The organism is Streptomyces sp. DI166 (genome assembly GCF_900091315.1).
Lineage (GTDB): Bacteria > Actinomycetota > Actinomycetes > Streptomycetales > Streptomycetaceae > Streptomyces > Streptomyces fuscus.
In genome coordinates, this window is the sequence record NZ_FLSP01000079.1 from 1 (window position 1) to 19,577 (window position 19,577).

Sequence of the window (19,577 nt, forward strand, 5' to 3'; positions counted from 1 at the left end):
TGTCCTCGAACGCCGGACCGGCTGGGGTGGCCGGGCTCTGTGGCCGTCTGCGGGTGGGTGGGGGTTTGGGTGGGTGGGGGTCGGCTGAAGCGGCCTTGTCCTCAAGCGCCGGACGGGCTGGGGTGGCCGGGCTCTGTGGCCGTCTGCCTTGTCCTCGAACGTCGGACGGGCTGGAGGGGCGGGCCTCGTCCTCAAGCGCGCCGGAATGGCTGGGGGGTGGCCGGGCCTCGTCCTCAGGCGTCGGACGGGCTGGAAGTGGCCGGGCGGAGTGCTCGCGGAGCCGTTGCCTGGGCAACCGGGTGGATCTTGGCGCGTCGTGGGGTGGGGTTATGTCGAGTTTGTCTGATTAGCGCGTACCGTCGGTTCATGCCCACGCCATACGGATCTCGCGGTGGCATGGCGTTCGGCGTCGAGGAGCTGCGTGTGCTCCGACGCGCGCTCGCCCTTGCCCTGAACCCCGACCCCGCCTCGGCCGAGGACGTCCAGGATTGTCTCCGTCTCGCCGAGTCACTGGACGAAGCGATGCGCGAGGGCGCTCGGCTGCGTGCCTTCCTGGTCTCCGATCTCGGACGGTATCGCGCCGCCCTGCCCGGGACCGCCGCCGGTTATCTCGCCCTGCTGGAAGAAGCGCTCGGTGCCGGATACCGGCCGGAGCCCGACGATCTCGCCGGACTGCGCGCCCTGCGGGGCAATCCCGTCGCCGCGGCGCTGCTGGAGCGCTGCCAGGTGATGGCCGAGCAGGACGTACGGGCCCGTCTCGCGCGCCGTACGGGACTGGGGGCCGCCACGGTCACCCCCGTCGTCCCGGCCTGCCGTACCCGCCTCCACGCCCTTCCTGGAGGGCTCTCCGAGGGGTCCGCCAGGGGCGCTGAGGGCGACCCCGAGCAGGAACCCGCCAAGAAGCCCGCCACCCCGCCCGCCGAGAAGCCGGGCACCGGCCCCGAGCCCGCGAGCCCCGCGGAGCCCCAGCAGCCCCGGCGGCCCATCCCCACGCCCGGCGAGGTCTTCCCCCGGCGCAAGCCCACCCCGCCCCCCGCCCAGCCGCCGCAGCAGTTGGCCGCCGGCTGAGCCCACCGCCCCCCTCGCTACTCTGGAGGCATGGACTACGTCTCCGCGCTTCTGCCCCCCGTCGTCATGGCTGTCTTCTTCGGTGCGGTCATCCGGGTGATCGTGAAGACCCAGGGCGGCGCCAACAAGACCAAGGAGGACGCCGCCGTCGACGCGGCGCTCGCCCGGGCCGAGAGGGCCCAGCAGGGCGCGGGGCGCGTCGACGGCTGAGGCGGCTTCGACAGCGTTCACAGGCGTCGGCAACGGCGTAAGGGCGTACGACTCCCACTTCGAGTCGTACGCCCTTTTTGTGTCTGTTTGCCCGGTAAAGCGCTATTGTGCTGAGCTGTGCCTCGCCCATTGGGAGAACTCGAAGACGCGGTCATGACGCGGGTGTGGAAGTGGAACCGCCCGGTGACCGTTCGAGAAGTCCTCGAAGATCTTCAACAGGAACGGACCATCGCGTACACCACGGTGATGACCGTTTTGGACAATCTCCATCAGAAGGGCTGGGTGCGCCGTGAAGCGGAAGGCCGGGCCTATAGGTATGAGGCGGTCTCCACTCGTGCCGCATACGCCGCCGCCCTGATGAACGACGCATGGGCGCAGAGCGACAACCCCGCCGCCGCCCTCGTCGCCTTCTTCGGCATGATGAGCGAGGAACAGCGACAAGCCCTTCGGGACGCCATCCGCATCGCCCAAGGACCGGAAGAAGCGGGGCAAGCCGATAGCGGCTCGGATACTCCCGCTACTCCCGCGGAGAACCCCGGCTCGGCACCGGAGGGTGACGGGCGATAGCGTCCGGTCATGTCCGCACAGAGCTCACCGGCAGAGAGACCGGAAGCCACCGCAAAAGCCATCACCGTCCGACGGGCCCGCACCAGCGATGTCCCGGCGGTGCGCCGCCTGCTTGACGCCTACGTCCGCGGTCGCATCCTGCTCGACAAAGCCACGGTGACGCTTTACGAGGACATCCAGGAGTTCTGGGTCGCGGAACGGGACGACAACGCCGAGGTCGTCGGATGCGGCGCCCTGCACGTCATGTGGGAAGACCTCGCGGAAGTCCGCACTCTCGCGGTGAAGCCCGGACTCAAGGGCGCGGGTGTCGGTCACCAGTTGCTGGAGAAGTTGCTGCAGACCGCGCGATGGCTCGGTGTTCGCCGGGTATTCTGCCTGACCTTCGAAGTGGACTTCTTCGCCAAGCACGGCTTCGTCGAGATCGGTGAGACGCCGGTCGACACCGATGTGTACGCCGAGCTGTTGCGTTCCTATGACGAGGGTGTCGCGGAGTTCCTCGGTCTCGAACGAGTGAAACCGAACACCCTGGGCAACAGCCGGATGCTTCTGCATCTGTGATCGCCGGTAAGCCGAAGCCGCGGTAGCGGTCGCCTATGTCCGAAACTTCATGTTTCCGGGCGGGGAGGAGGCCGAGAGTCTCTCCCAGGGGTTTGTGTTTTTCCAGCAAAAGCGGTTTGCTTTCCGACGTACTGCAGTACTGCATATAACAGGGGGCGGCGAAACGGCGGGACGCCGCAGACCCCGGCCCGCAAGTTATCGATGAAAGGAAATCCGGTGGCACAGAAGGTTCAGGTCCTTCTTGTCGACGACCTCGACGGCGGCGAGGCGGACGAGACCGTGACGTTCGCGCTGGACGGCAAGACGTACGAGATCGATCTCACGACCGCCAATGCGGACAAGCTCCGCAGCCTTCTTGAGCCTTACGTGAAGGGTGGTCGTCGTACCGGAGGCCGTGCTTCGGGTGGGCGTGGAAAGGCGCGCGCCGCTTCCGGCGGCAGCCAGGACACCGCCCAGATCCGTGCATGGGCGAAGGAGAACGGTTACGAGGTCAATGACCGCGGCCGTGTTCCCGCGTCCATTCGCGAGGCTTACGAGAAGGCCAACGGCTGACGGCATACGCGGCGCAGCCGCAATCGGTGGCAGTGTGTCGCCACCGTGTTCAGGAGCCGTACGAGATCGGGGGCGTCCCCACCGCCCCCCAAGGCCGACAGCGTCGGCAGCGAGGCCTCGACCTCGCACCCCGGCTCGGGGGGTCGCAGCCATACGGCGACCCCCTGCGGCGTGTCCGGGCGGCCCCCGGCCCACTCCCGGGAGCCGGGTCCGCCGGTCGCGCCGGAGCCGGGTGGCGCGGGCGCCTTCATGACGCCCCCCTCACCCGTCACCGTGAGGTCCAGCGGCAGCGAGTCCCACTCCAGCCAGCTGAGCACCCCCGGCAGCTCCTCCGCGCTGCCCGCGGCCACCAGCAGGCGCATCCGGTCACCCCTGACGGCCACCGGGGAGCCCGGCGCCAGATGGCGCAGCGCCGCCCGGCCCGCCTCGGCCGGCACGTCCAGGACGTCGAAGCGCAGGCCCAGCCGGAGTCCCGGAGGACTTCCGGGCACCGTCGGCCACCCCAGTTCGTTCTCGTACCACCGGCGGACCTGATCGCTCGTATCGAGCGGCCGGCGAGGGGGCGGGACCGCCGTGACCTGAGGGGTGCCCGGAGGGAGGCTGCCAACCATGACAAGTGCAACCGCCGGAAAGCCCCGCGAGTTACGCTGGGTGTCCTCATGGGTGCGCAGAGTGTCGACCGAGGGGGCGTACGGGGGTGCGGGGAAGCGTGAGGTTGTTCGCCCGTAGCGGAGGGAACCGGTGCGCGCGGCATGGACTGTCAGTGACGGCGGGTAAGACATCCCTAGTGGGAGGGGGCGACACGCAGTACAGGACGTCTCACGTTCGCCATCGGCGTACTGGCGAAGCGGGTAACTGCCTGGCCTGCGGGAACATCGTCTCGCACCATCAGGTTGGAGCAGATGTCGGCGTTCGGGGTCAGGAGGCCATCGACGGTGTCGGCAGTTGGAATGAGCGGTCCCCGCTTGCGGGACTAAGCTGCGGAAGGACAGGGAGGGGAAGTTCCCCCCACTGCCTGACCGCTCTGAGGAGCGATTAACGATGTTCGAGAGGTTCACCGACCGCGCGCGGCGGGTTGTCGTCCTGGCTCAGGAAGAAGCCCGGATGCTCAACCACAACTACATCGGCACCGAGCACATCCTCCTGGGCCTGATCCACGAGGGTGAGGGTGTCGCCGCCAAGGCCCTTGAGAGCCTCGGGATTTCGCTCGAGGCGGTCCGCCAGCAGGTGGAGGAGATCATCGGCCAGGGCCAGCAGGCGCCCTCGGGCCACATTCCCTTCACCCCCCGTGCCAAGAAGGTCCTGGAGCTGTCGCTCCGCGAGGCCCTTCAGCTGGGCCACAACTACATCGGCACGGAGCACATCCTGCTCGGCCTGATCCGTGAGGGCGAGGGCGTCGCCGCCCAGGTCCTGGTCAAGCTGGGCGCTGATCTCAACCGGGTGCGGCAGCAGGTGATCCAGCTGCTCTCCGGTTACCAGGGCAAGGAGACCGCCACCGCCGGCGGGCCTGCCGAGGGCACCCCCTCGACGTCCCTGGTCCTCGACCAGTTCGGCCGGAACCTCACCCAGGCCGCTCGTGAGTCCAAGCTCGACCCGGTCATCGGGCGCGAGAAGGAGATCGAGCGGGTCATGCAGGTGCTGTCCCGCCGTACCAAGAACAACCCGGTCCTGATCGGTGAGCCCGGTGTCGGCAAGACCGCCGTCGTCGAGGGCCTCGCCCAGGCCATCGTCAAGGGCGAGGTGCCCGAGACCCTCAAGGACAAGCACCTCTACACCCTCGACCTCGGCGCGCTGGTCGCCGGCTCCCGCTACCGCGGTGACTTCGAGGAGCGCCTGAAGAAGGTGCTCAAGGAGATCCGCACCCGCGGCGACATCATCCTGTTCATCGACGAGCTCCACACCCTGGTGGGTGCGGGCGCCGCCGAGGGCGCGATCGACGCCGCCAGCATCCTCAAGCCGATGCTGGCCCGCGGTGAGCTGCAGACCATCGGTGCCACCACGCTGGACGAGTACCGCAAGCACCTGGAGAAGGACGCGGCCCTGGAGCGCCGCTTCCAGCCCATCCAGGTCGCCGAGCCGTCCCTGCCGCACACCATCGAGATCCTCAAGGGTCTGCGCGACCGGTACGAGGCCCACCACCGGGTCTCCATCACCGACGAGGCGCTGGTCCAGGCCGCCACCCTGGCCGACCGGTACATCTCCGACCGCTTCCTGCCGGACAAGGCGATCGACCTGATCGACGAGGCCGGTTCCCGGATGCGGATCCGCCGGATGACCGCGCCGCCGGACCTGCGCGAGTTCGACGAGAAGATCGCCTCCGTCCGCCGGGACAAGGAGTCCGCGATCGACTCGCAGGACTTCGAGAAGGCCGCCTCCCTGCGCGACAAGGAGAAGCAGCTCCTGGCCGCCAAGGCCAAGCGGGAGAAGGAGTGGAAGGCCGGCGACATGGACGTCGTCGCAGAGGTCGACGGCGAGCTGATCGCCGAGGTCCTCGCGACCGCCACCGGCATCCCGGTCTTCAAGCTGACCGAGGAGGAGTCCTCGCGTCTGCTGCGCATGGAGGACGAGCTCCACAAGCGGGTCATCGGCCAGGTCGACGCCGTCAAGGCGCTGTCGAAGGCGATCCGCCGTACGCGTGCCGGTCTGAAGGACCCGAAGCGCCCCGGTGGTTCGTTCATCTTCGCCGGTCCGTCCGGTGTCGGTAAGACCGAGCTGTCCAAGGCGCTCGCCGAGTTCCTCTTCGGCGACGAGGACGCGCTGATCTCCCTCGACATGTCGGAGTTCAGCGAGAAGCACACGGTCTCGCGTCTCTTCGGTTCGCCCCCCGGTTACGTGGGCTACGAGGAGGGCGGCCAGCTGACGGAGAAGGTCCGCCGCAAGCCGTTCTCGGTCGTCCTCTTCGACGAGGTCGAGAAGGCCCACCCGGACATCTTCAACTCGCTGCTGCAGATCCTGGAGGACGGTCGTCTGACCGACTCCCAGGGCCGGGTCGTGGACTTCAAGAACACGGTCATCATCATGACGACCAACCTCGGCACCCGGGACATCTCCAAGGGCTTCAACCTGGGCTTCGCCGCCGCGGGTGACACGAAGACCAACTACGAGCGCATGAAGAACAAGGTCTCGGACGAGCTCAAGCAGCACTTCCGGCCCGAGTTCCTCAACCGCGTCGACGACGTGGTCGTCTTCCCGCAGCTGACGCAGGAGGACATCCTCGCGATCGTCGACCTGATGATCAGCAAGGTGGACGAGCGCCTGAAGGACCGGGACATGGGCATCGAGCTCTCCCAGTCCGCCAAGGAGCTGCTGTCCAAGAAGGGCTACGACCCGGTGCTGGGTGCGCGTCCGCTGCGCCGCACCATCCAGCGCGAGATCGAGGACACGCTCTCGGAGAAGATCCTCTTCGGCGAGCTGCGCCCCGGTCACATCGTGGTCGTGGACACCGAGGGTGAGGGCGACTCCCAGACCTTCACCTTCCGCGGTGAGGAGAAGTCGGCGCTGCCCGACGTCCCGCCGATCGAGCAGGCGGCCGGCGGTGCCGGTCCGAACCTGAGCAAGGAGGCGTAAGCCTCACCGCTCCTCGGAGCGAGCGAGAGGGGCCGGTGCCACGATGGCACCGGCCCCTCTCGTCTGCCCGGGGGCTCTGTTACTTACGACAGCTGGCCGTCGTAGTCCGGCAGCTTGTACGTCTTCTCGGCGTGGCCGCCCGAGAGGTCGGTAGCGCTGTTGCCGATGTTCGCGATGATCGTGTAGCCGCGGTTCTCGATGTCGACGCGCTGGGCGGTCTTGTAGTCGGCGACGTCCTTGAACAGGTCCAGGAAGCCGCGGACGTAGAGTCCGGCGACCTTGTAGCCGCGGTACTTGAGGTTGTAGTCCGTGAAGGCGTAGATGATGCCCGGGCGGGCGGTCACGAAGAACAGGGCCACCCCGTGCTCCTGGGCGTACTTGGCGACCTCCAGGACCGGCTTGTTGGCGGGCTGGGGGTAGCTGAAGCCGAAGTCGGTCTCCAGGGTGGTGTTGTCGATGTCGAAGACGATGGCCTGCTTCTCGCCCGGCCTGGCGTTCGCGATCCGCTGCTTGATCTCGGGCAGCGCGCGCTCCATCACCAGCCGGCAGTCCTTCTGCCAGGTGTTGTAGTCGACGTCCGCGGTGGCGGCGGCGGTGGCGACGGTCTGCGCGCCGGTGCTGGTGGCGGCCTCGGCGGGGCCTGCGAGAGCGACGAGGGCGGCTGCGGAGGCTGCGGTGGCGCCTATGCGGAGCGCCCAGGGGCGTCGGGTGGTCATCTGTGGGAGGTTCCCTTCGCGTACGGCCAGCATGTCGTGTGCATGTTCGTCGTGCCGGGTTGCGCGAGAGGAACCGTAGGGTTACTGGGGGGTAGGGCGCTAGAGGCGTGCATTAGACAATGCGGCGGATGCGTTCGAATGTGCGGTCGGGGGGGAGAGGGGTGAGCGTTTCCTCGGGGATCCGGGTGATGTTCGCGGCGGGGACGACGGTGGCCGAGCGCAGGTTCGGGAACAGGGCGGGGACCGTGGAAAGGTCCTCGGCGCCTTGGAAGTTGTTCAGCTTCAGGTGCGTGATGCCGGGCAGCGGGGGACCGTTCCAGCCGCCGTGGTGCTGCCAGTCGATGTGCAGATGGGTCAGCTCCGGCAGGCAGGTGATCTCTTCGTAGTCGGCGGGGGAGAGCGGCGAGGTCAGCCTGGACAGGCTGAGCAGGCGCAGCGAGCGGAAGTGGCGCAGTCCGCGCAGTCCGGTCAGTTCCAAGGCGTGCTTGGTGAACCGCAGATAGCGCAAAGTCAGATCCCGGGGCAGCGCCTCGACGAGGGACTCGCCCTCCAGCAGGATCCCCAGGTCGAGATGGTCCAGGGTGGGCGAGCCGGAGAGCACGGACAGGTCAAGTCCGCGCGGCAGGAGGTCCAACGACAGCCAGGCGAGGGGGAGATGGGCTGCCCCGGCCAGGCTCTCCAGGGCGAAGCACTGGCTGATGTCGAGGGAGGACAGTCCGTGCAGGCCGGACAGGCACTCCAGGTCACGCAGCTCGTCGTTGTTCTCGAAGCTGAGTCGGGTCGTCTTCCCGGCATCGAGCCCGGCTCGGACCTCCTCCGGCGCGATACCGCCGACGAGGTGAACGGCGGGCCTGCCCCCGAGCCCGCACAGAAAGCGGAGATGGTCGGCCGAGTGGGCGCTGAAGAACAGCTCCTCCTGCTGGAGGTGGGCGATGACTTCCTCCCCGTACCGCTGCGTCGGGAACCGGTCCCAGGCCCACGACAGCTGCGCCCGTACCGCCACCGCCGGATGCTCCCGGAACCGCGCCAGCACCGGCAGCGCCGCCTCCGTGCCGATGAGGGACGCGGTGACGACGACCGCCCGTGCCTCCTCCTCGTCCAGCCCCTCGGGGCCCGGCAGCAGCTCCAGGGCCAGCGGGCCGACCTCCGCGAGTGCCCGTGCCTCCTCCGTGGTCCGCGGCGGGATCAGCGAGGCTGCATCGCGCTCCACCTCCGCCCGCACCCCCGGGTCCAGCTCCGTCGCGTGCTCCAGCGAGGCCAGTGCGAGCAGCCGCAACCGGGCGCTCACCGCTCCCTCGGCCGACTCGGCAGCCGCACCCAAGTCCCGTAGCAGCTTGGCCCGTTCGCGCGGACGCGCGTGCGCCACCGCCATCCGGACCACGTCCGCCCACTGCTCGTCGGCGGCCCCGCGCACCAGCAGTCCGAAGTCGCCCTCCTCCACGGCGGCCTTGGCGCCCAGGTAGTCCTGGAAGGTGCGGTGCACGAACTCCACGGTCCCCGCGGCCGGTTCGCGCAGCAGACCGGAGCGGACCAGCAGATGGCGCAGGATCCGACCGGCGTCGCCCTGCTCGGCGACTGCGGGCAGCGACGGCAGGGCGTCGCCGATGATCCGCTCGGCGCGGTCGCGGTCCAGCTCGGACTGGTTGTTGCGGATCAGCCAGTACGCGAGCCGCTGGAGCAACTGGATCTGGGGCTGCTCGGTGAGGAAGACCTGCCCCTGCCCGAACATGTCCCGCTCCTCGTCCCGGCGGGCCAGCAGCATCGACAGAGCGGCGTCGTACAACTCCTTGCGGCCGTGCGGGAGGTAGCCGCGCCGGTCGCGGTGCAGGGCGCACAGCAGGCCGCACATCAGCGGGTTGGTGGCGAGCCGTCCGAGGTCCGGCTTGGTGCGTACGGCGTCCAGGAGGGAGCGCCGGTAGCCGTCCAGACGCTCCGGGTCGGGGGCGTCCGTCCGGGCCGCGGTGTGCCAGCGCTCGATGAAGGCGGCCACGTCGTCCTGGCTCATCGGCAGCAGGGCAAGCTCGGTGAAGCCGTCGGCGGCGAGCCAGTCCTCGCGTACGGCGGAGGGGCGGGAGGTGACCAGCCACTGGTTGCCGGGGTAGACGTCGAGGAGGTCGCGCAGCCAGCGGCGGGTGCGTTCGCGCTCCCGCTCGGGGATCTCGTCGATGCCGTCCACCAGCAGCAGCCCGCGTCCGGCGGTCAGCACGCGGTCGGCCCAGCCGTCGGGCTGGCTCGCGTGGAAGGGGACGCGTACGGCGGACAGGAAGGCGTCGGGCGCCGGGAGCCCGTCGGGGCGGCGGACGAGGGTGCGCAGGGGCAGCACGAACGGGATCGTGTCGCCGCGCTCACCCCGGGCGGCGGTCACCGCGAGCCACTGCACCAGCGTGGTTTTGCCCGAACCGGCGACCCCGCGCAGCAGCACCCGGTCGTGCGCGGACAGCGCCCGCTCGGCGGGCTGCGCCCCGGCGGCGGAGGTGATGTGCGGGCCGCCCGCGCCGGTGGCCCGTTCGTCCTCGCCGGGGCCCAGGGCCTGGAGGCTGAGGTAGGCGGCGTCCAGGGGCCAGCGGTCGGGGGAGTCGGCGAGGTCGATGCCGTAGATCGTGAGCTGGCCGTGCTTGGTGGTGATGTAGGCCAGGTAGCGCTGTTCGAAGGGGGTGTCGGTGCCGCCGACGGGTGGCGTACGGGCGATCAACTCGTCGACCTTGGCGATGAGTTCGCGCTGGCGGCGGGACTGCTCGACGAGGGTGCGTTCGGCGAAGGCGGAGCGCTGGGTGAAGAAGTTCAGGATGTGCAGGCAGGCGGTGGTGAGCAGGCGGTCGTAGAGCTGCGCGGCGTCGTAGGACAGTTCGCGGTCGGGGTGGCCGGCGGATTTGCGCAGGCTCGCGGCGAGGGCCTCGTGTCCCAGCTCCACGGCCTGTACGTCGGTCATGGTCAGGTCACCGAGGGCGTACAGGGTGTCCGTCAGGGCGTGGACGACGGCCTCCTCCTCGCTGGTGGGAACTGGGCGCTCGCCGCTCTTCAGCGCCCGGCTCACCAGCTCGGCGGAGAGCTTGTGCAGCGCAGGGCGGTCGAGGGTGCGCTTCTCACCGCGGAAGGAGACGAAGCCGGAGATCCGCACGGGGCGGTCGACCAGGACGGCTCCGGAGCGCTCGACCACGAACAGCTTCTTGACCAGGGGCGTCACCAGGGAGGACGCCAGCCTTACGCCTATGGCTGCGGGTTCCACGGGTGGCTACTCCTTGGGGCGGTTGCTGACGAGGACGGAGAGGACCGGGAGCGCGAAGGCGTTGACTGCGCGGCAGCGGAATGCCGGGTCCAACCCGCCCTCCCCCGTCGTCATATCAACGCAGGTCAGCGTAGCGCCGGTCACATTGCGACGTCCTTGGATCTTGGGTACCGGTGACTTGCCGCACAGGTGATTTGTCCCTTACTAGGCGGAATAGTTGATGCGCCCGTGGGGGCAAATCGGACTTTTGGTTCAGACCTCTGGAGCTCGCAGGGCTGTGATGTGCGGTTTCGTCCGCCATGGGTGCTCTGTCAAGAAGTCGTCAGCGATGTGCTGAACTACTAGTTTCCGTCGTAGATCACACGTTTGAGGCGAGATGGGCGCCGGGGTTACCAATGACGAGCCGCCCGGCAGCCGCCAGGCAGTCACCCGCTCGCCGGGTGGTTCTCCTGTCCCCGACACCACGAGGTCTCGATGTCCCAGCGCGTCTCCGTCCGTTCTTCCCGTACGTCCACGCTCCGCAACCGCGTCGCCGCCGTGGCCGCCGCCCTGGGGGCGACGGTCGTGCTGGGGGCCGGAGTCGCCTCGGCCGCCGAGCCCGCCGCCGCGAAGAGCGTCGCCACCGCCAAGACCGCGACCGCCGTCAAGGCCGCCAAGGCCAAGAAGGCCCCCTCCTGGGTCAAGCCGGTGAAGAAGTACACGAAGTCCGCGAGCTACGCCCAGAGCGGCGCCCGCTGGCAGTCCACCCACAGCGGCCAGGACTTCGCCGTCCCGAGCGGCACCCAGGTCTACGCCGCCCACGGCGGCACAGTCGTCAAGGCCGGCGGCTACGGCGCCGGTGACGGCCCCGCCTACGGCAACGCCGTCGTCATCAAGCACGGCAACGGCACGTACTCGCAGTACGCCCACCTGTCGAAGATCCAGGTGAAGACCGGTCAGGTCGTGAAGACCGGCCAGAAGATCGCCCTGTCCGGCAACACCGGCAACTCCAGCGGTCCGCACCTGCACTTCGAGATCCGCACCACCGCCAACTTCGGCTCGGCGGTCGACCCGGTCGCGTTCCTGCGCGGCAAGGGCCTCTCGCTCTGACGAGCTTGACCCCGGTGCTCTAACGAGTCTGATCCCCGGAACCCTTGGCGCCCCCGTGCGCCTGGGTGACCAGACCGATGGCGACCTCCAGGACGGCCTTGCGCTTGTCCTCGGGGTCACCTTCGAGTTCCATGTGCACGAACATCCCGGCGTGCATGGTGAACAGGGCACTGATGCAGCGGACCTGGTCCACCAGGGCGGCGTCCGGGTCTATGACGATCTCGCGCATGCCCGCCATGCGCTCCTTGAACATCTCGCCGATGCTCAGGTCCCGCACGGTGGCCTGGTTCTCCTGCATGAAGCGGAACAACGGCGCGGCGTCGTGCAGTACGTCGCCGTAGCGCCGCAGGATCTCCCGCTTGGTCTCCAGCGTGTGCGGCTGCTGCCGGCCCCACTCGACCAGTTCCTCGATCGGTCGCGTCAGATCCTCGAAGAGGCTGACGATGATCTCTTCCTTGGTCTTGAAGTGGTAGTAGAGCGCCGCCTTGGTGACACCGAGGCGCTCGGCGATCTCCCGCAGCGAGGTCTTCTCGTACCCCTGCTCGGCGAAGAGTTCCAGGGCCACGTCCTGGATGCGCTGGCGGGTGTCGCCGCGGCGCCGCTGCCTGGTGCCGTCCGTGTCGCCCATGCCGCCCATCCTCGTACTCCTCGCGCTTGCCAAAAACTTACTTGACGCCCGGCTAGTTACGCATCTACCTTCCTGCAGTGTAGTAACTAGCCGGGCGGCAAGTAAGTAGACGGGGAGTGGGAGTCATGGCGCAGGCCCAGGCAGAGGCGCAGATCGCCGACGCGATACCGGAGAAACGGCCGAGGAGCGTGCGGGTGGTGCTCCTCGCGCTCATGATCACCATGATGCTGGCGATGCTCGACAACATGATCATCGGTACCGCGATGCCGACGATCGTGGGCGAGCTGGGCGGACTCGCACACCTCTCCTGGGTGGTCACCGCCTACACCCTCGCCACCGCCGCCTCCACCCCGCTGTGGGGCAAGCTCGGCGACATGTACGGCCGCAAGGGCGTCTTCATGAGCTCGATCGTGCTGTTCCTGATCGGCTCCGCGCTCAGCGGCATGGCCCAGGACATGGGCCAGCTCATCGGCTTCCGCGCGGTGCAGGGCCTCGGCGCGGGCGGCCTCATGGTCGGTGTGATGGCGATCATCGGCGACCTGATCCCGCCCCGTGAGCGCGGCAAGTACCAGGGCATGATGGCCGGCGTCATGGCGCTGGCGATGATCGGCGGTCCGCTGGTCGGCGGCACCATCACCGACCACTGGGGCTGGCGCTGGGCCTTCTACATCAACCTCCCGCTCGGCATCGTCGCCCTCCTCGCCATCAGCGCGGTCCTGCACCTGCCGAAGAAGCGGGCGCAGGCCCGGATCGACTACCTGGGCGCCGGGCTGCTGACCATCGGCATCACCGCGATCGTGCTCGTCACCACCTGGGGCGGCACGGAGTACGCCTGGACCTCCGCGCGGATCATGGAGCTGATCGGCATCGGGGTCGCCGCCCTCGTCGGGTTCGTCTTCTGGCAGACCAAGGCCGCCGAGCCGGTCGTGCCGCTGCACATCTTCCGCAGCCGCAACTTCACGCTGATGTCGGTCATCGGCTTCCTGGTCGGCTTCGTGATGTTCGGCGCCACCCTCTTCCTGCCGCTGTACCAGCAGTCCGTGCAGGGCGCCTCCGCCACCAACTCCGGGCTGCTGCTCCTGCCGATGCTCGGCGCGATGCTGGTGACCTCGATGGTCGCGGGCCGGGTCACCACCAGCACCGGCCGCTACTACGTCTTCCCCGTCCTCGGCAGCGCCCTGATGGCCGTCGGCCTCTACCTGCTGTCCACCATGGACACCGGCACCTCGCGCCTCACCTCGGGTGTCTTCATGGCCGTGGTCGGTCTCGGCATGGGCTGTCTGATGCAGGTCACCATGCTGGTCGCGCAGAACAGCGTGGAGATGAAGGACATGGGCGTCGCCTCCTCCACCACCACCCTCTTCCGCACCCTCGGCTCCTCCTTCGGCGTCGCCATCATGGGAGCGCTCTTCAACAACCGGGTCCAGGACGTCATGGCCGAACGCGCCGGATCCCTCGGCGCCGAGGTCACCGAGCAGTCCGCGCAACTGGACGCGGCGAGCCTGGCCAAGCTGCCCGACGCGGTGCGCGAGGCCTACCAGCACGCCGTCTCCTCCGGCATCCACTCGGCGTTCCTGCTCGGCGCGGTGGTGGCGGTGGCCTCGCTGGTGGCCGCGGTGTTCGTCAAGGAGGTCGCGCTGAAGGGCAGCGGTCCGAAGGAAGAAGCGGCACCGGCGGCGTAGACCGCTCCCCCGGTCGCTGTCAGTACCGCGTGCCACCATCGGCACATGGACCGGACCCGGCAGCTGCGCCTGGCCAAGGACGCGATGGATCGGGAGTGGGCAGACCCCGCTCTCGATCTGGACGCCGTGGCCGCGCACGCCGGGTACTCCCGCTACCACTTCGTACGGGCCTTCAGGGCGGCGTACGGCGAGACCCCCGGCAAGTACCTCACGCACCGGCGGATCGAGCGGGCCGAGGAGATGCTCCGCGGCGCGGATCTGTCCGTCACGGAGATCTGCCATCTGGTCGGCTTCAGCAGCCTCGGCACCTTCTCCGCGCGGTTCAAGGCCCGCACCGGCCTCAGCCCGAGCGCGTACCGGGCCGAGCACGTGGGCCGGGGCGCGTCCCTGATCCCCGGGTGCTACGCGATGCTCTGGGCGGGCGGGTTTCCCCGCACCCCCGGCGCCGGAAGAGACTCCGCAACTTTGAAGAAGCGCCCCGGCCCCGCCCCTGCCTACGGTGACGAGGAAAGCAGCCCGCAGGACAGGAGCGCGGAACCATGATCAAGGGCCTGGGCATCACCACCGTATGGTCCTTCGACCAGCAGCGGACGAAGGACTTCTTCACCGGCAAGCTCGACTTCGAGGTGCGCAGCGAGGTCGCGATGGGCGACATGCGCTGGGTCACCGTCGGCGCCAAGGACCAGCCGGACGTGGAGCTGGCCCTGATGAGCCTGGACGGCCCGGGCCTCGACCCCGAGTCCTCCCAGGCGCTGAAGACCCTGGTCGGCAAGGGAGTCATCGGCGCGGGCGCCTTCCGTACGGACGACTGCCGCGGCGACTACGAGACGTTCAAGGCACGCGGCGTCGAGTTCATCCAGGAGCCCAAGGAACGCCCGTACGGCATCGAGGCGATCTTCCGCGACGACAACGGCAACTGGTACTCGCTGACCGAGCGCAGCGAACAGCTCGACATGTCCAAGCCGTTCTGAGCCCGACGCACCGTCCAAGCCACCGTCAGACGCGCCGTCCGACGCACCGTCACGGCAGCATCGGATAGCTCCCCGTGTTCGTCGGCGCGTGCTCCGGCAGCCACAGCACCGCCACCGCGCCCTCCGCCGGCACGCCCTCCGGGGCGCCGGCCGGGCGGATGTTGCGGAAGGTCAGGCGGGCGCCGAGCACCCGGGCCTGGCCCGCCGCGATGGTCAGGCCGAGACCGTGCCCGCGCCCGGCCCGGTCGCTGCTGCCGGTGCGGAAGCGGCTCGGACCCTCCAGGAGGAGCGCCTCCGGGAACCCGGGGCCGTGGTCGCGGACCCGGATGACCCGGCCCTCCACGGTGACCTCGATCGGCGGCTTGCCGTGCCGGGCGGCGTTGGCGAGCAGGTTGAACAGCACCCGCTCCAGGCGCCGCGGATCGGTGGTGACCTCCGACTCGTGCACGACCCGCACCTCGACATCCGGGTCCTTCGCCGCGACCCGCCGGGTGATGAACTCGCCCAGCATGATGTCCTGCAGCTCTGCCCGCTCCGAGGCCCCGTCGAGCCGGGCCACCTCCAGGACGTCCTCCACCAGCGTGCGCATCGCCTTCGCCCGGTCCAGCACCAGCTCGGTCGGCCGCCCCGGCGGCAGCAGCTCCGCCGCCGTCAGCAGCCCGGTCACCGGGGTGCGCAGCTCGTGCGCGATGTCGGCGGTCACCCGGCGCTCGGCCTCAAGGCGCTGCTGGAGGGCGTCCGCCATGGCGTCCACCGCCCGCGCCAGATCGTCGGTCTCGTCGCGTACGACCCCGCCGATCGCGTCCCGCACCCGGACCTCCGTCTCGCCCTTGGCGACCTGACCCGCCGCGACGGCCGCCTTGCGGAGCCTGCGCGACATCTGACCGCCGATCAGCACGCCGATCGCGCTGCCGCCGAGGACGACCGCGATGGAGCCGATCACCAGCGCCTGGTCGAGGTCGTTGAGGATGTCGGTGCTGCGGTCGGTGAACCCGCTGTGCAAGGACAGCACCCGCCCGTCCTGTACCGGCACGGCCGCCCATATGTCCGGCCCGCCGCGCGAGGAGTCGGTGACGTAGGTCGCCCGCCGCTTCTGTCTGACTTTTTCGCGCAGGGGTTCCGGCAGGTTCGGGTCGTCGACCTTGACGTTCGGGAAGTTCGGGCGGCCGGACAGCTCGTAGTTGCGCTGGGCGATCTGGATGCGCTCGGCGGCCAGGTCACGCGCGTTGTCCAGCATGGACACCCGCGCGGCGTTGTGCACGACCAGACTCAGCGCCACCGCCACCAGCGCGCCGACCAGCGCGATGGCCGCGCTGAGCTTCCACTTCAGCCCGGTACGGATATCGGCCGCGCGCAGATCCGCGCGGCGCCAGGAGAACCCCCGCATGCCCGGTCCCGCTCAGCCCTTGAGCTTGTAGCCGAAGCCGCGGACCGTCTCGATCCGGTCCTGGCCGATCTTGGTGCGCAGCCGCTGCACATGGACGTCCACGACCCGGGTGTCCCCGCCCCAGCCGTAGTCCCACACCCGCTCCAGGAGCTTGTCCCGGGAGAGCACGGTGCCCGGCGCGGCGGAGAACTCCAGCAGCAGCCGCATTTCGGTCGGCGTGAGCGCCACCGGCTGACCGGCCCTGCGCACCTCCATCCCCTCGGTGTCGATCTCCAGCTCGCCGAAGGTCAGCACCCCGCCGCTGGACCCCTGCCCCGCCTCCTCCGCCTGAGCGCCGTTGGCGTGCCCGAAGCGGCGCAGTACCGCGCGGATACGGGCGACCAGCACAGCGCCGTCGAACGGCTTGGTGACGTAGTCGTCCGCGCCCGCCTCCAGACCCAGCACCACGTCGATGGAGTCCGCCCGCGCCGACAGCATGATCACCGGCACGGTCGACTCGTCCCGGATCCGGCGGCACAGGCTGACGCCGTCCAGGCCGGGCACCATCACGTCCAGCAGGGCGATGTCGGGCCGGTTCGCACGGAACGCCTCCAGGCCGGACAGGCCGTCGGGCATCGCGGTGACCGCGAAACCGTCCCGCTCCAGGGCGAGCTGGGTGGCCTCGCGGATGACGTCGTCGTCCTCGACGAACAGAACGTGGGTCTGGTCTGCCATCCCGGTGCTCTCAGTCCTCGTGGCTAGTGGTGGGCTTTCAGCGTCTGTCAGCGTCTATCAACGTCTGTCATCGGCTTTCAACAGGAGATCGGTCGGAGGGGCCCGATCGGTTCACCCCGACGGCACCGAATCACACCGGCGGCTGCGCATCGCACCGCCCGCGTCGGTCACACCGCCGGCGCCGAACCGGCCCCGTGTCCCCGGCACCGCGCTCAGGCCTCCGGCACCGGCGAGGGCGGATCGCCGACGACGGCGCCGTAGTCGTTGTGCCAGAAGTACTCCTGGTTGAAGCGGGTCCCGTTCCAGCGGTACGTGATCACGTTCTCGCCGGACGGGCTGGACACCGGGTCGCCCTTCTCGTACACCTGCTTGCTCACCACCAGATCGCCGCGGTCGATCTGGGCGTAGACCGGCGGCTCCTCCGCCTGGAACACATTCTCGTACGAGCCGTCCTGCTCGCGATACACATATGAGCCGATCCCGACGCCGTCCCCGCAGGTCAGCACATTCACCACGACGTCCTGCGCGGTGCCGCCGGTGAGATCGCCGAAGGAGGTGTCGATCGGGTACTCGTCGGCGGTGCAGGGCTGGAGGCCGCGCTTGACCTCGGCCGACACCTGAGGGTCCGCCTTGATCAGCCGGATCACCTCCGCCTGCCCGGGGCGGTCGCTGGCCGAGGGCAGCGGGGACGCCATGGGGGAGGCGGCGAGGGCGGCGCCCGCTCCGGACTCGTCGCGGGCCGGGCCCTCGTCGCGGGCGCCGGTGCCGCCGGTGCCGCAGCCGGACATGAAAAGGGCGAGGGCGGCGAACACGGCCAGCGCCGTGATCACCGCCTGATGGGTTCCCCGGGCCGGTTCCGGCCCCGCGTCGGGTGCCTTGTTGGCTAGGCCGCGCACCGCTCCCGCTCCTCACGCTCCAGCGCGCGTGCGTCCAGATCGCGGCTCTCCAGCTCCTCGCGGAGCCGGGCGAGCGCCCGGTGCAGCGTGCTCTTGACCGTTCCGGCCGACATGCCGAGGGCGGCGGCCGTCTCCTCCGTGGACATCTGCTCCCAGTGTCGCAGCACGACCACACTGCGCTGCTTGGGGGCGAGCACCTTCATGATGTCCATCAGCAGGGCGCGGTCGGCGTGCTGTTCGGTGGAGTCCTCGACCGAGGCGTCCGGGAGCTGCTCGGTCGGCACCTCCTCCAGCTTGCGCGCCCGCCACCACTCGGTCCGCGTGTTGATCATGACGCGGCGCAGGTAGGCGTCCGCGAGCCGCTTGTCCTCGATGGTCTCCCAACGGCCGTACGTACGCACGAGCGCGGTCTGGAGGAGGTCCTGGGCGTCGACGGGGTCCGGCACCAGCCGACGGGCGCTGCGCAGCAGCGCGTCCTGCCGGGTGCGGACGTACTCCTCGAATTCGAGCACCTCGCCCTGCGCCATGTTGACCGCCTCCACATCCCCGTTGGACTACCTCTGTGCTTCTGTCGAGCACGGGAATGAAGCTACGGAGGGGTTGTCACGGCGTTGTCCGAAGCAGCCTGCGGCCAGCAATCGGCTGTCCGTCGGTTGTGTAACGGAAGTAGGAAACGGGTAAAGCGGCACACCGAGTTGTCGCGGTACAGGTGGATTTGGCGGTGTCGTCAGGTCAACGGCAGCCGATACAAACCCCCGGGCAACGGCTCGACCAGTCCGTCCGCCACGAGCCCGTCCAACGCCCGCGCCCGCTGCACCGGTTCGTGCCACACGCGGTCCAGGGCCGCCTGCGGCACGGGCGCGTGGGCCTCGCGCAGCACGGCGAGCAGCTTGCCGCGGACCTGGCGGTCGGTGCCGGCGTAGGTCTGGCCGCGGCGGGGCGGACCCTCGTGCTCCGGCTTGCCCTTGAGCCGCCAGGCGCAGCGCGCGGCGATCGGACAGCGGTGGCACGACTCGTTCTTCGCCGTGCACACCAGCGCGCCCAGCTCCATGGAGGCGGCGGCCCAGCGCGCGGCCGTCGACTCGTCCTCCGGCAGCAGCTCACGGGCCAGCTTGCGCTCGGCGGCGGTCGTGGCGTTCGGCGGGTACTGCACCCCGGTCACGGCTCGCGCGAAGACCCGGCGGACGTTGGTGTCCAGCACGGGGTGCCGCTGCCCGTACGCGAAAGAGGCGACGGCGGCGGCCGTGTACTCCCCGATGCCGGGCAGTGCGAGAAGCTGCGCGTGATCGGTCGGTACGTCACCGCCGTGCCGTTCCGTTATCGCCACCGCGGCCCCGTGCAGCCGCAGGGCCCGCCGGGGATACCCGAGCCGGCCCCAGGCCCGTACGGCCTCTCCGGGCGCCTCCTCGGCCAGATCGGCGGGCCTGGGCCACCGGGCCAGCCACTGCTCGTAGACCGGCAGCACCCGGCTCACCGGCGTCTGCTGCAGCATGAACTCGCTGACCATCACTCCCCAAGGCCCGGCCTCCGGCCGCCGCCAGGGCAGATCACGCGCATGGTCGTCGAACCACTCGATAACGGGAACGTGCAACGGCTCGCTGGACACACCGCCGAGGGACTCAGGACGGGCGTCGAACTCTGTGGGCGCAGTCATGACCCTCCCGATCCTGCCATGCGGGACAGGGGGGACGGGGGGACCGCCGCACCGGGTCCGCCGTCGGGGCGCAGTCGTCGCCCATGTCCGGC

Annotated in this window: 19 protein-coding genes; 10 read left to right on the top strand and 9 right to left on the bottom strand. The window is 69.6% G+C overall.

Annotated elements, in window-relative coordinates; translation table 11 throughout:
• Positions 1 to 396 precede the first annotated feature (396 nt).
• The 5 genes from GA0115233_RS30135 to GA0115233_RS30155 all read left to right on the top strand — a co-directional run bounded on the left by GA0115233_RS30135 (position 397) and on the right by GA0115233_RS30155 (position 2,955).
• Complete coding sequence (locus GA0115233_RS30135) at positions 397 to 1,068, top strand: hypothetical protein (protein WP_093723478.1); 672 nt, start codon at positions 397 to 399, stop codon at positions 1,066 to 1,068.
• 30 nt (positions 1,069 to 1,098) lie between these two features.
• Positions 1,099 to 1,278, top strand: a complete 180-nt coding sequence (locus GA0115233_RS30140) for a hypothetical protein (protein WP_093723479.1) — start codon at positions 1,099 to 1,101, stop codon at positions 1,276 to 1,278.
• 117 nt (positions 1,279 to 1,395) lie between these two features.
• Positions 1,396 to 1,845 carry a BlaI/MecI/CopY family transcriptional regulator gene (locus GA0115233_RS30145; protein ID WP_255310407.1) on the top strand — a complete coding sequence of 150 codons (450 nt, stop codon included), beginning with the start codon at positions 1,396 to 1,398 and terminating at the stop codon, positions 1,843 to 1,845.
• A gap of 9 nt (positions 1,846 to 1,854) precedes the next feature.
• Positions 1,855 to 2,403 carry an amino-acid N-acetyltransferase gene (locus GA0115233_RS30150; protein WP_093723481.1) on the top strand — a complete coding sequence of 183 codons (549 nt, stop codon included), beginning with the start codon at positions 1,855 to 1,857 and terminating at the stop codon, positions 2,401 to 2,403.
• 216 nt (positions 2,404 to 2,619) lie between these two features.
• A complete protein-coding gene (locus GA0115233_RS30155; RefSeq protein ID WP_093723482.1) occupies positions 2,620 to 2,955 on the top strand; it encodes a histone-like nucleoid-structuring protein Lsr2 in 336 nt (111 codons plus the stop codon).
• Here the strand turns inward: GA0115233_RS30155 and GA0115233_RS30160 are convergent.
• Positions 2,934 to 3,566: an SCO3374 family protein gene (locus tag GA0115233_RS30160; protein WP_093723483.1), complete on the bottom strand. Its 633-nt coding sequence runs from the start codon at positions 3,564 to 3,566 to the stop codon at positions 2,934 to 2,936. The genes GA0115233_RS30155 and GA0115233_RS30160 overlap by 22 nt on opposite strands.
• A gap of 430 nt (positions 3,567 to 3,996) precedes the next feature.
• Between GA0115233_RS30160 and GA0115233_RS30170 the strand changes: the two genes are divergently transcribed.
• Positions 3,997 to 6,522 carry an ATP-dependent Clp protease ATP-binding subunit gene (locus tag GA0115233_RS30170; protein ID WP_093723485.1) on the top strand — a complete coding sequence of 842 codons (2,526 nt, stop codon included), beginning with the start codon at positions 3,997 to 3,999 and terminating at the stop codon, positions 6,520 to 6,522.
• Between the two features lie 83 nt (positions 6,523 to 6,605).
• Here GA0115233_RS30170 and GA0115233_RS30175 read toward each other — a convergent pair whose 3' ends face one another.
• Positions 6,606 to 7,238, bottom strand: a complete 633-nt coding sequence (locus GA0115233_RS30175) for an HAD family acid phosphatase (protein WP_093723514.1) — start codon at positions 7,236 to 7,238, stop codon at positions 6,606 to 6,608.
• Between the two features lie 112 nt (positions 7,239 to 7,350).
• Positions 7,351 to 10,464, bottom strand: coding sequence for an NACHT domain-containing protein (locus GA0115233_RS30180; RefSeq protein ID WP_093723486.1), 3,114 nt, complete (start codon positions 10,462 to 10,464; stop codon positions 7,351 to 7,353).
• A gap of 474 nt (positions 10,465 to 10,938) precedes the next feature.
• Between GA0115233_RS30180 and GA0115233_RS30185 the strand changes: the two genes are divergently transcribed.
• The gene (locus GA0115233_RS30185; protein WP_093723487.1) at positions 10,939 to 11,553 is read left to right on the top strand and encodes a M23 family metallopeptidase; all 615 of its coding nucleotides are present in this window, start codon (positions 10,939 to 10,941) and stop codon (positions 11,551 to 11,553) included.
• A 19-nt stretch (positions 11,554 to 11,572) separates the two neighbouring features.
• Here the strand turns inward: GA0115233_RS30185 and GA0115233_RS30190 are convergent, their stop codons facing one another.
• A complete protein-coding gene (locus GA0115233_RS30190) occupies positions 11,573 to 12,181 on the bottom strand; it encodes a TetR/AcrR family transcriptional regulator (RefSeq protein ID WP_093723515.1) in 609 nt (202 codons plus the stop codon).
• Positions 12,182 to 12,306: 125 nt separating this feature from the next.
• Between GA0115233_RS30190 and GA0115233_RS30195 the strand changes: the two genes are divergently transcribed.
• The 3 genes from GA0115233_RS30195 to GA0115233_RS30205 are packed head-to-tail and all read left to right on the top strand — an operon-like array spanning position 12,307 to position 14,834.
• Positions 12,307 to 13,863, top strand: coding sequence for an MDR family MFS transporter (locus tag GA0115233_RS30195; protein WP_093723488.1), 1,557 nt, complete (start codon positions 12,307 to 12,309; stop codon positions 13,861 to 13,863).
• A gap of 45 nt (positions 13,864 to 13,908) precedes the next feature.
• A complete protein-coding gene (locus GA0115233_RS30200; RefSeq protein ID WP_093723489.1) occupies positions 13,909 to 14,406 on the top strand; it encodes a helix-turn-helix transcriptional regulator in 498 nt (165 codons plus the stop codon).
• Positions 14,403 to 14,834, top strand: a complete 432-nt coding sequence (locus GA0115233_RS30205) for a VOC family protein (RefSeq protein ID WP_093723490.1) — start codon at positions 14,403 to 14,405, stop codon at positions 14,832 to 14,834. Before GA0115233_RS30200 ends, GA0115233_RS30205 begins: the two co-directional genes overlap by 4 nt.
• Before the next feature lie 49 nt (positions 14,835 to 14,883).
• On the opposite strand, the gene cseC is transcribed toward GA0115233_RS30205, so the two are convergent.
• The 5 genes from cseC to GA0115233_RS30230 all read right to left on the bottom strand — a co-directional run bounded on the left by cseC (position 14,884) and on the right by GA0115233_RS30230 (position 19,485).
• The gene (cseC, locus tag GA0115233_RS30210; protein WP_093723491.1) at positions 14,884 to 16,221 is read right to left on the bottom strand and encodes a two-component system sensor histidine kinase CseC; all 1,338 of its coding nucleotides are present in this window, start codon (positions 16,219 to 16,221) and stop codon (positions 14,884 to 14,886) included.
• 12 nt (positions 16,222 to 16,233) lie between these two features.
• Positions 16,234 to 16,935: a two-component system response regulator CseB gene (gene cseB, locus GA0115233_RS30215; RefSeq protein WP_093723492.1), complete on the bottom strand. Its 702-nt coding sequence runs from the start codon at positions 16,933 to 16,935 to the stop codon at positions 16,234 to 16,236.
• Between the two features lie 212 nt (positions 16,936 to 17,147).
• A complete protein-coding gene (locus tag GA0115233_RS30220; RefSeq protein ID WP_093723493.1) occupies positions 17,148 to 17,831 on the bottom strand; it encodes a hypothetical protein in 684 nt (227 codons plus the stop codon).
• On the bottom strand, positions 17,819 to 18,358 hold the full coding sequence (locus GA0115233_RS30225; RefSeq protein WP_093723516.1) for a SigE family RNA polymerase sigma factor: 540 nt from the start codon (positions 18,356 to 18,358) through the stop codon (positions 17,819 to 17,821). The genes GA0115233_RS30220 and GA0115233_RS30225 overlap by 13 nt, the downstream gene beginning before the upstream one ends.
• A 200-nt stretch (positions 18,359 to 18,558) precedes the next feature.
• On the bottom strand, positions 18,559 to 19,485 hold the full coding sequence (locus GA0115233_RS30230; RefSeq protein ID WP_093723494.1) for an A/G-specific adenine glycosylase: 927 nt from the start codon (positions 19,483 to 19,485) through the stop codon (positions 18,559 to 18,561).
• Positions 19,486 to 19,577 lie beyond the last annotated feature (92 nt).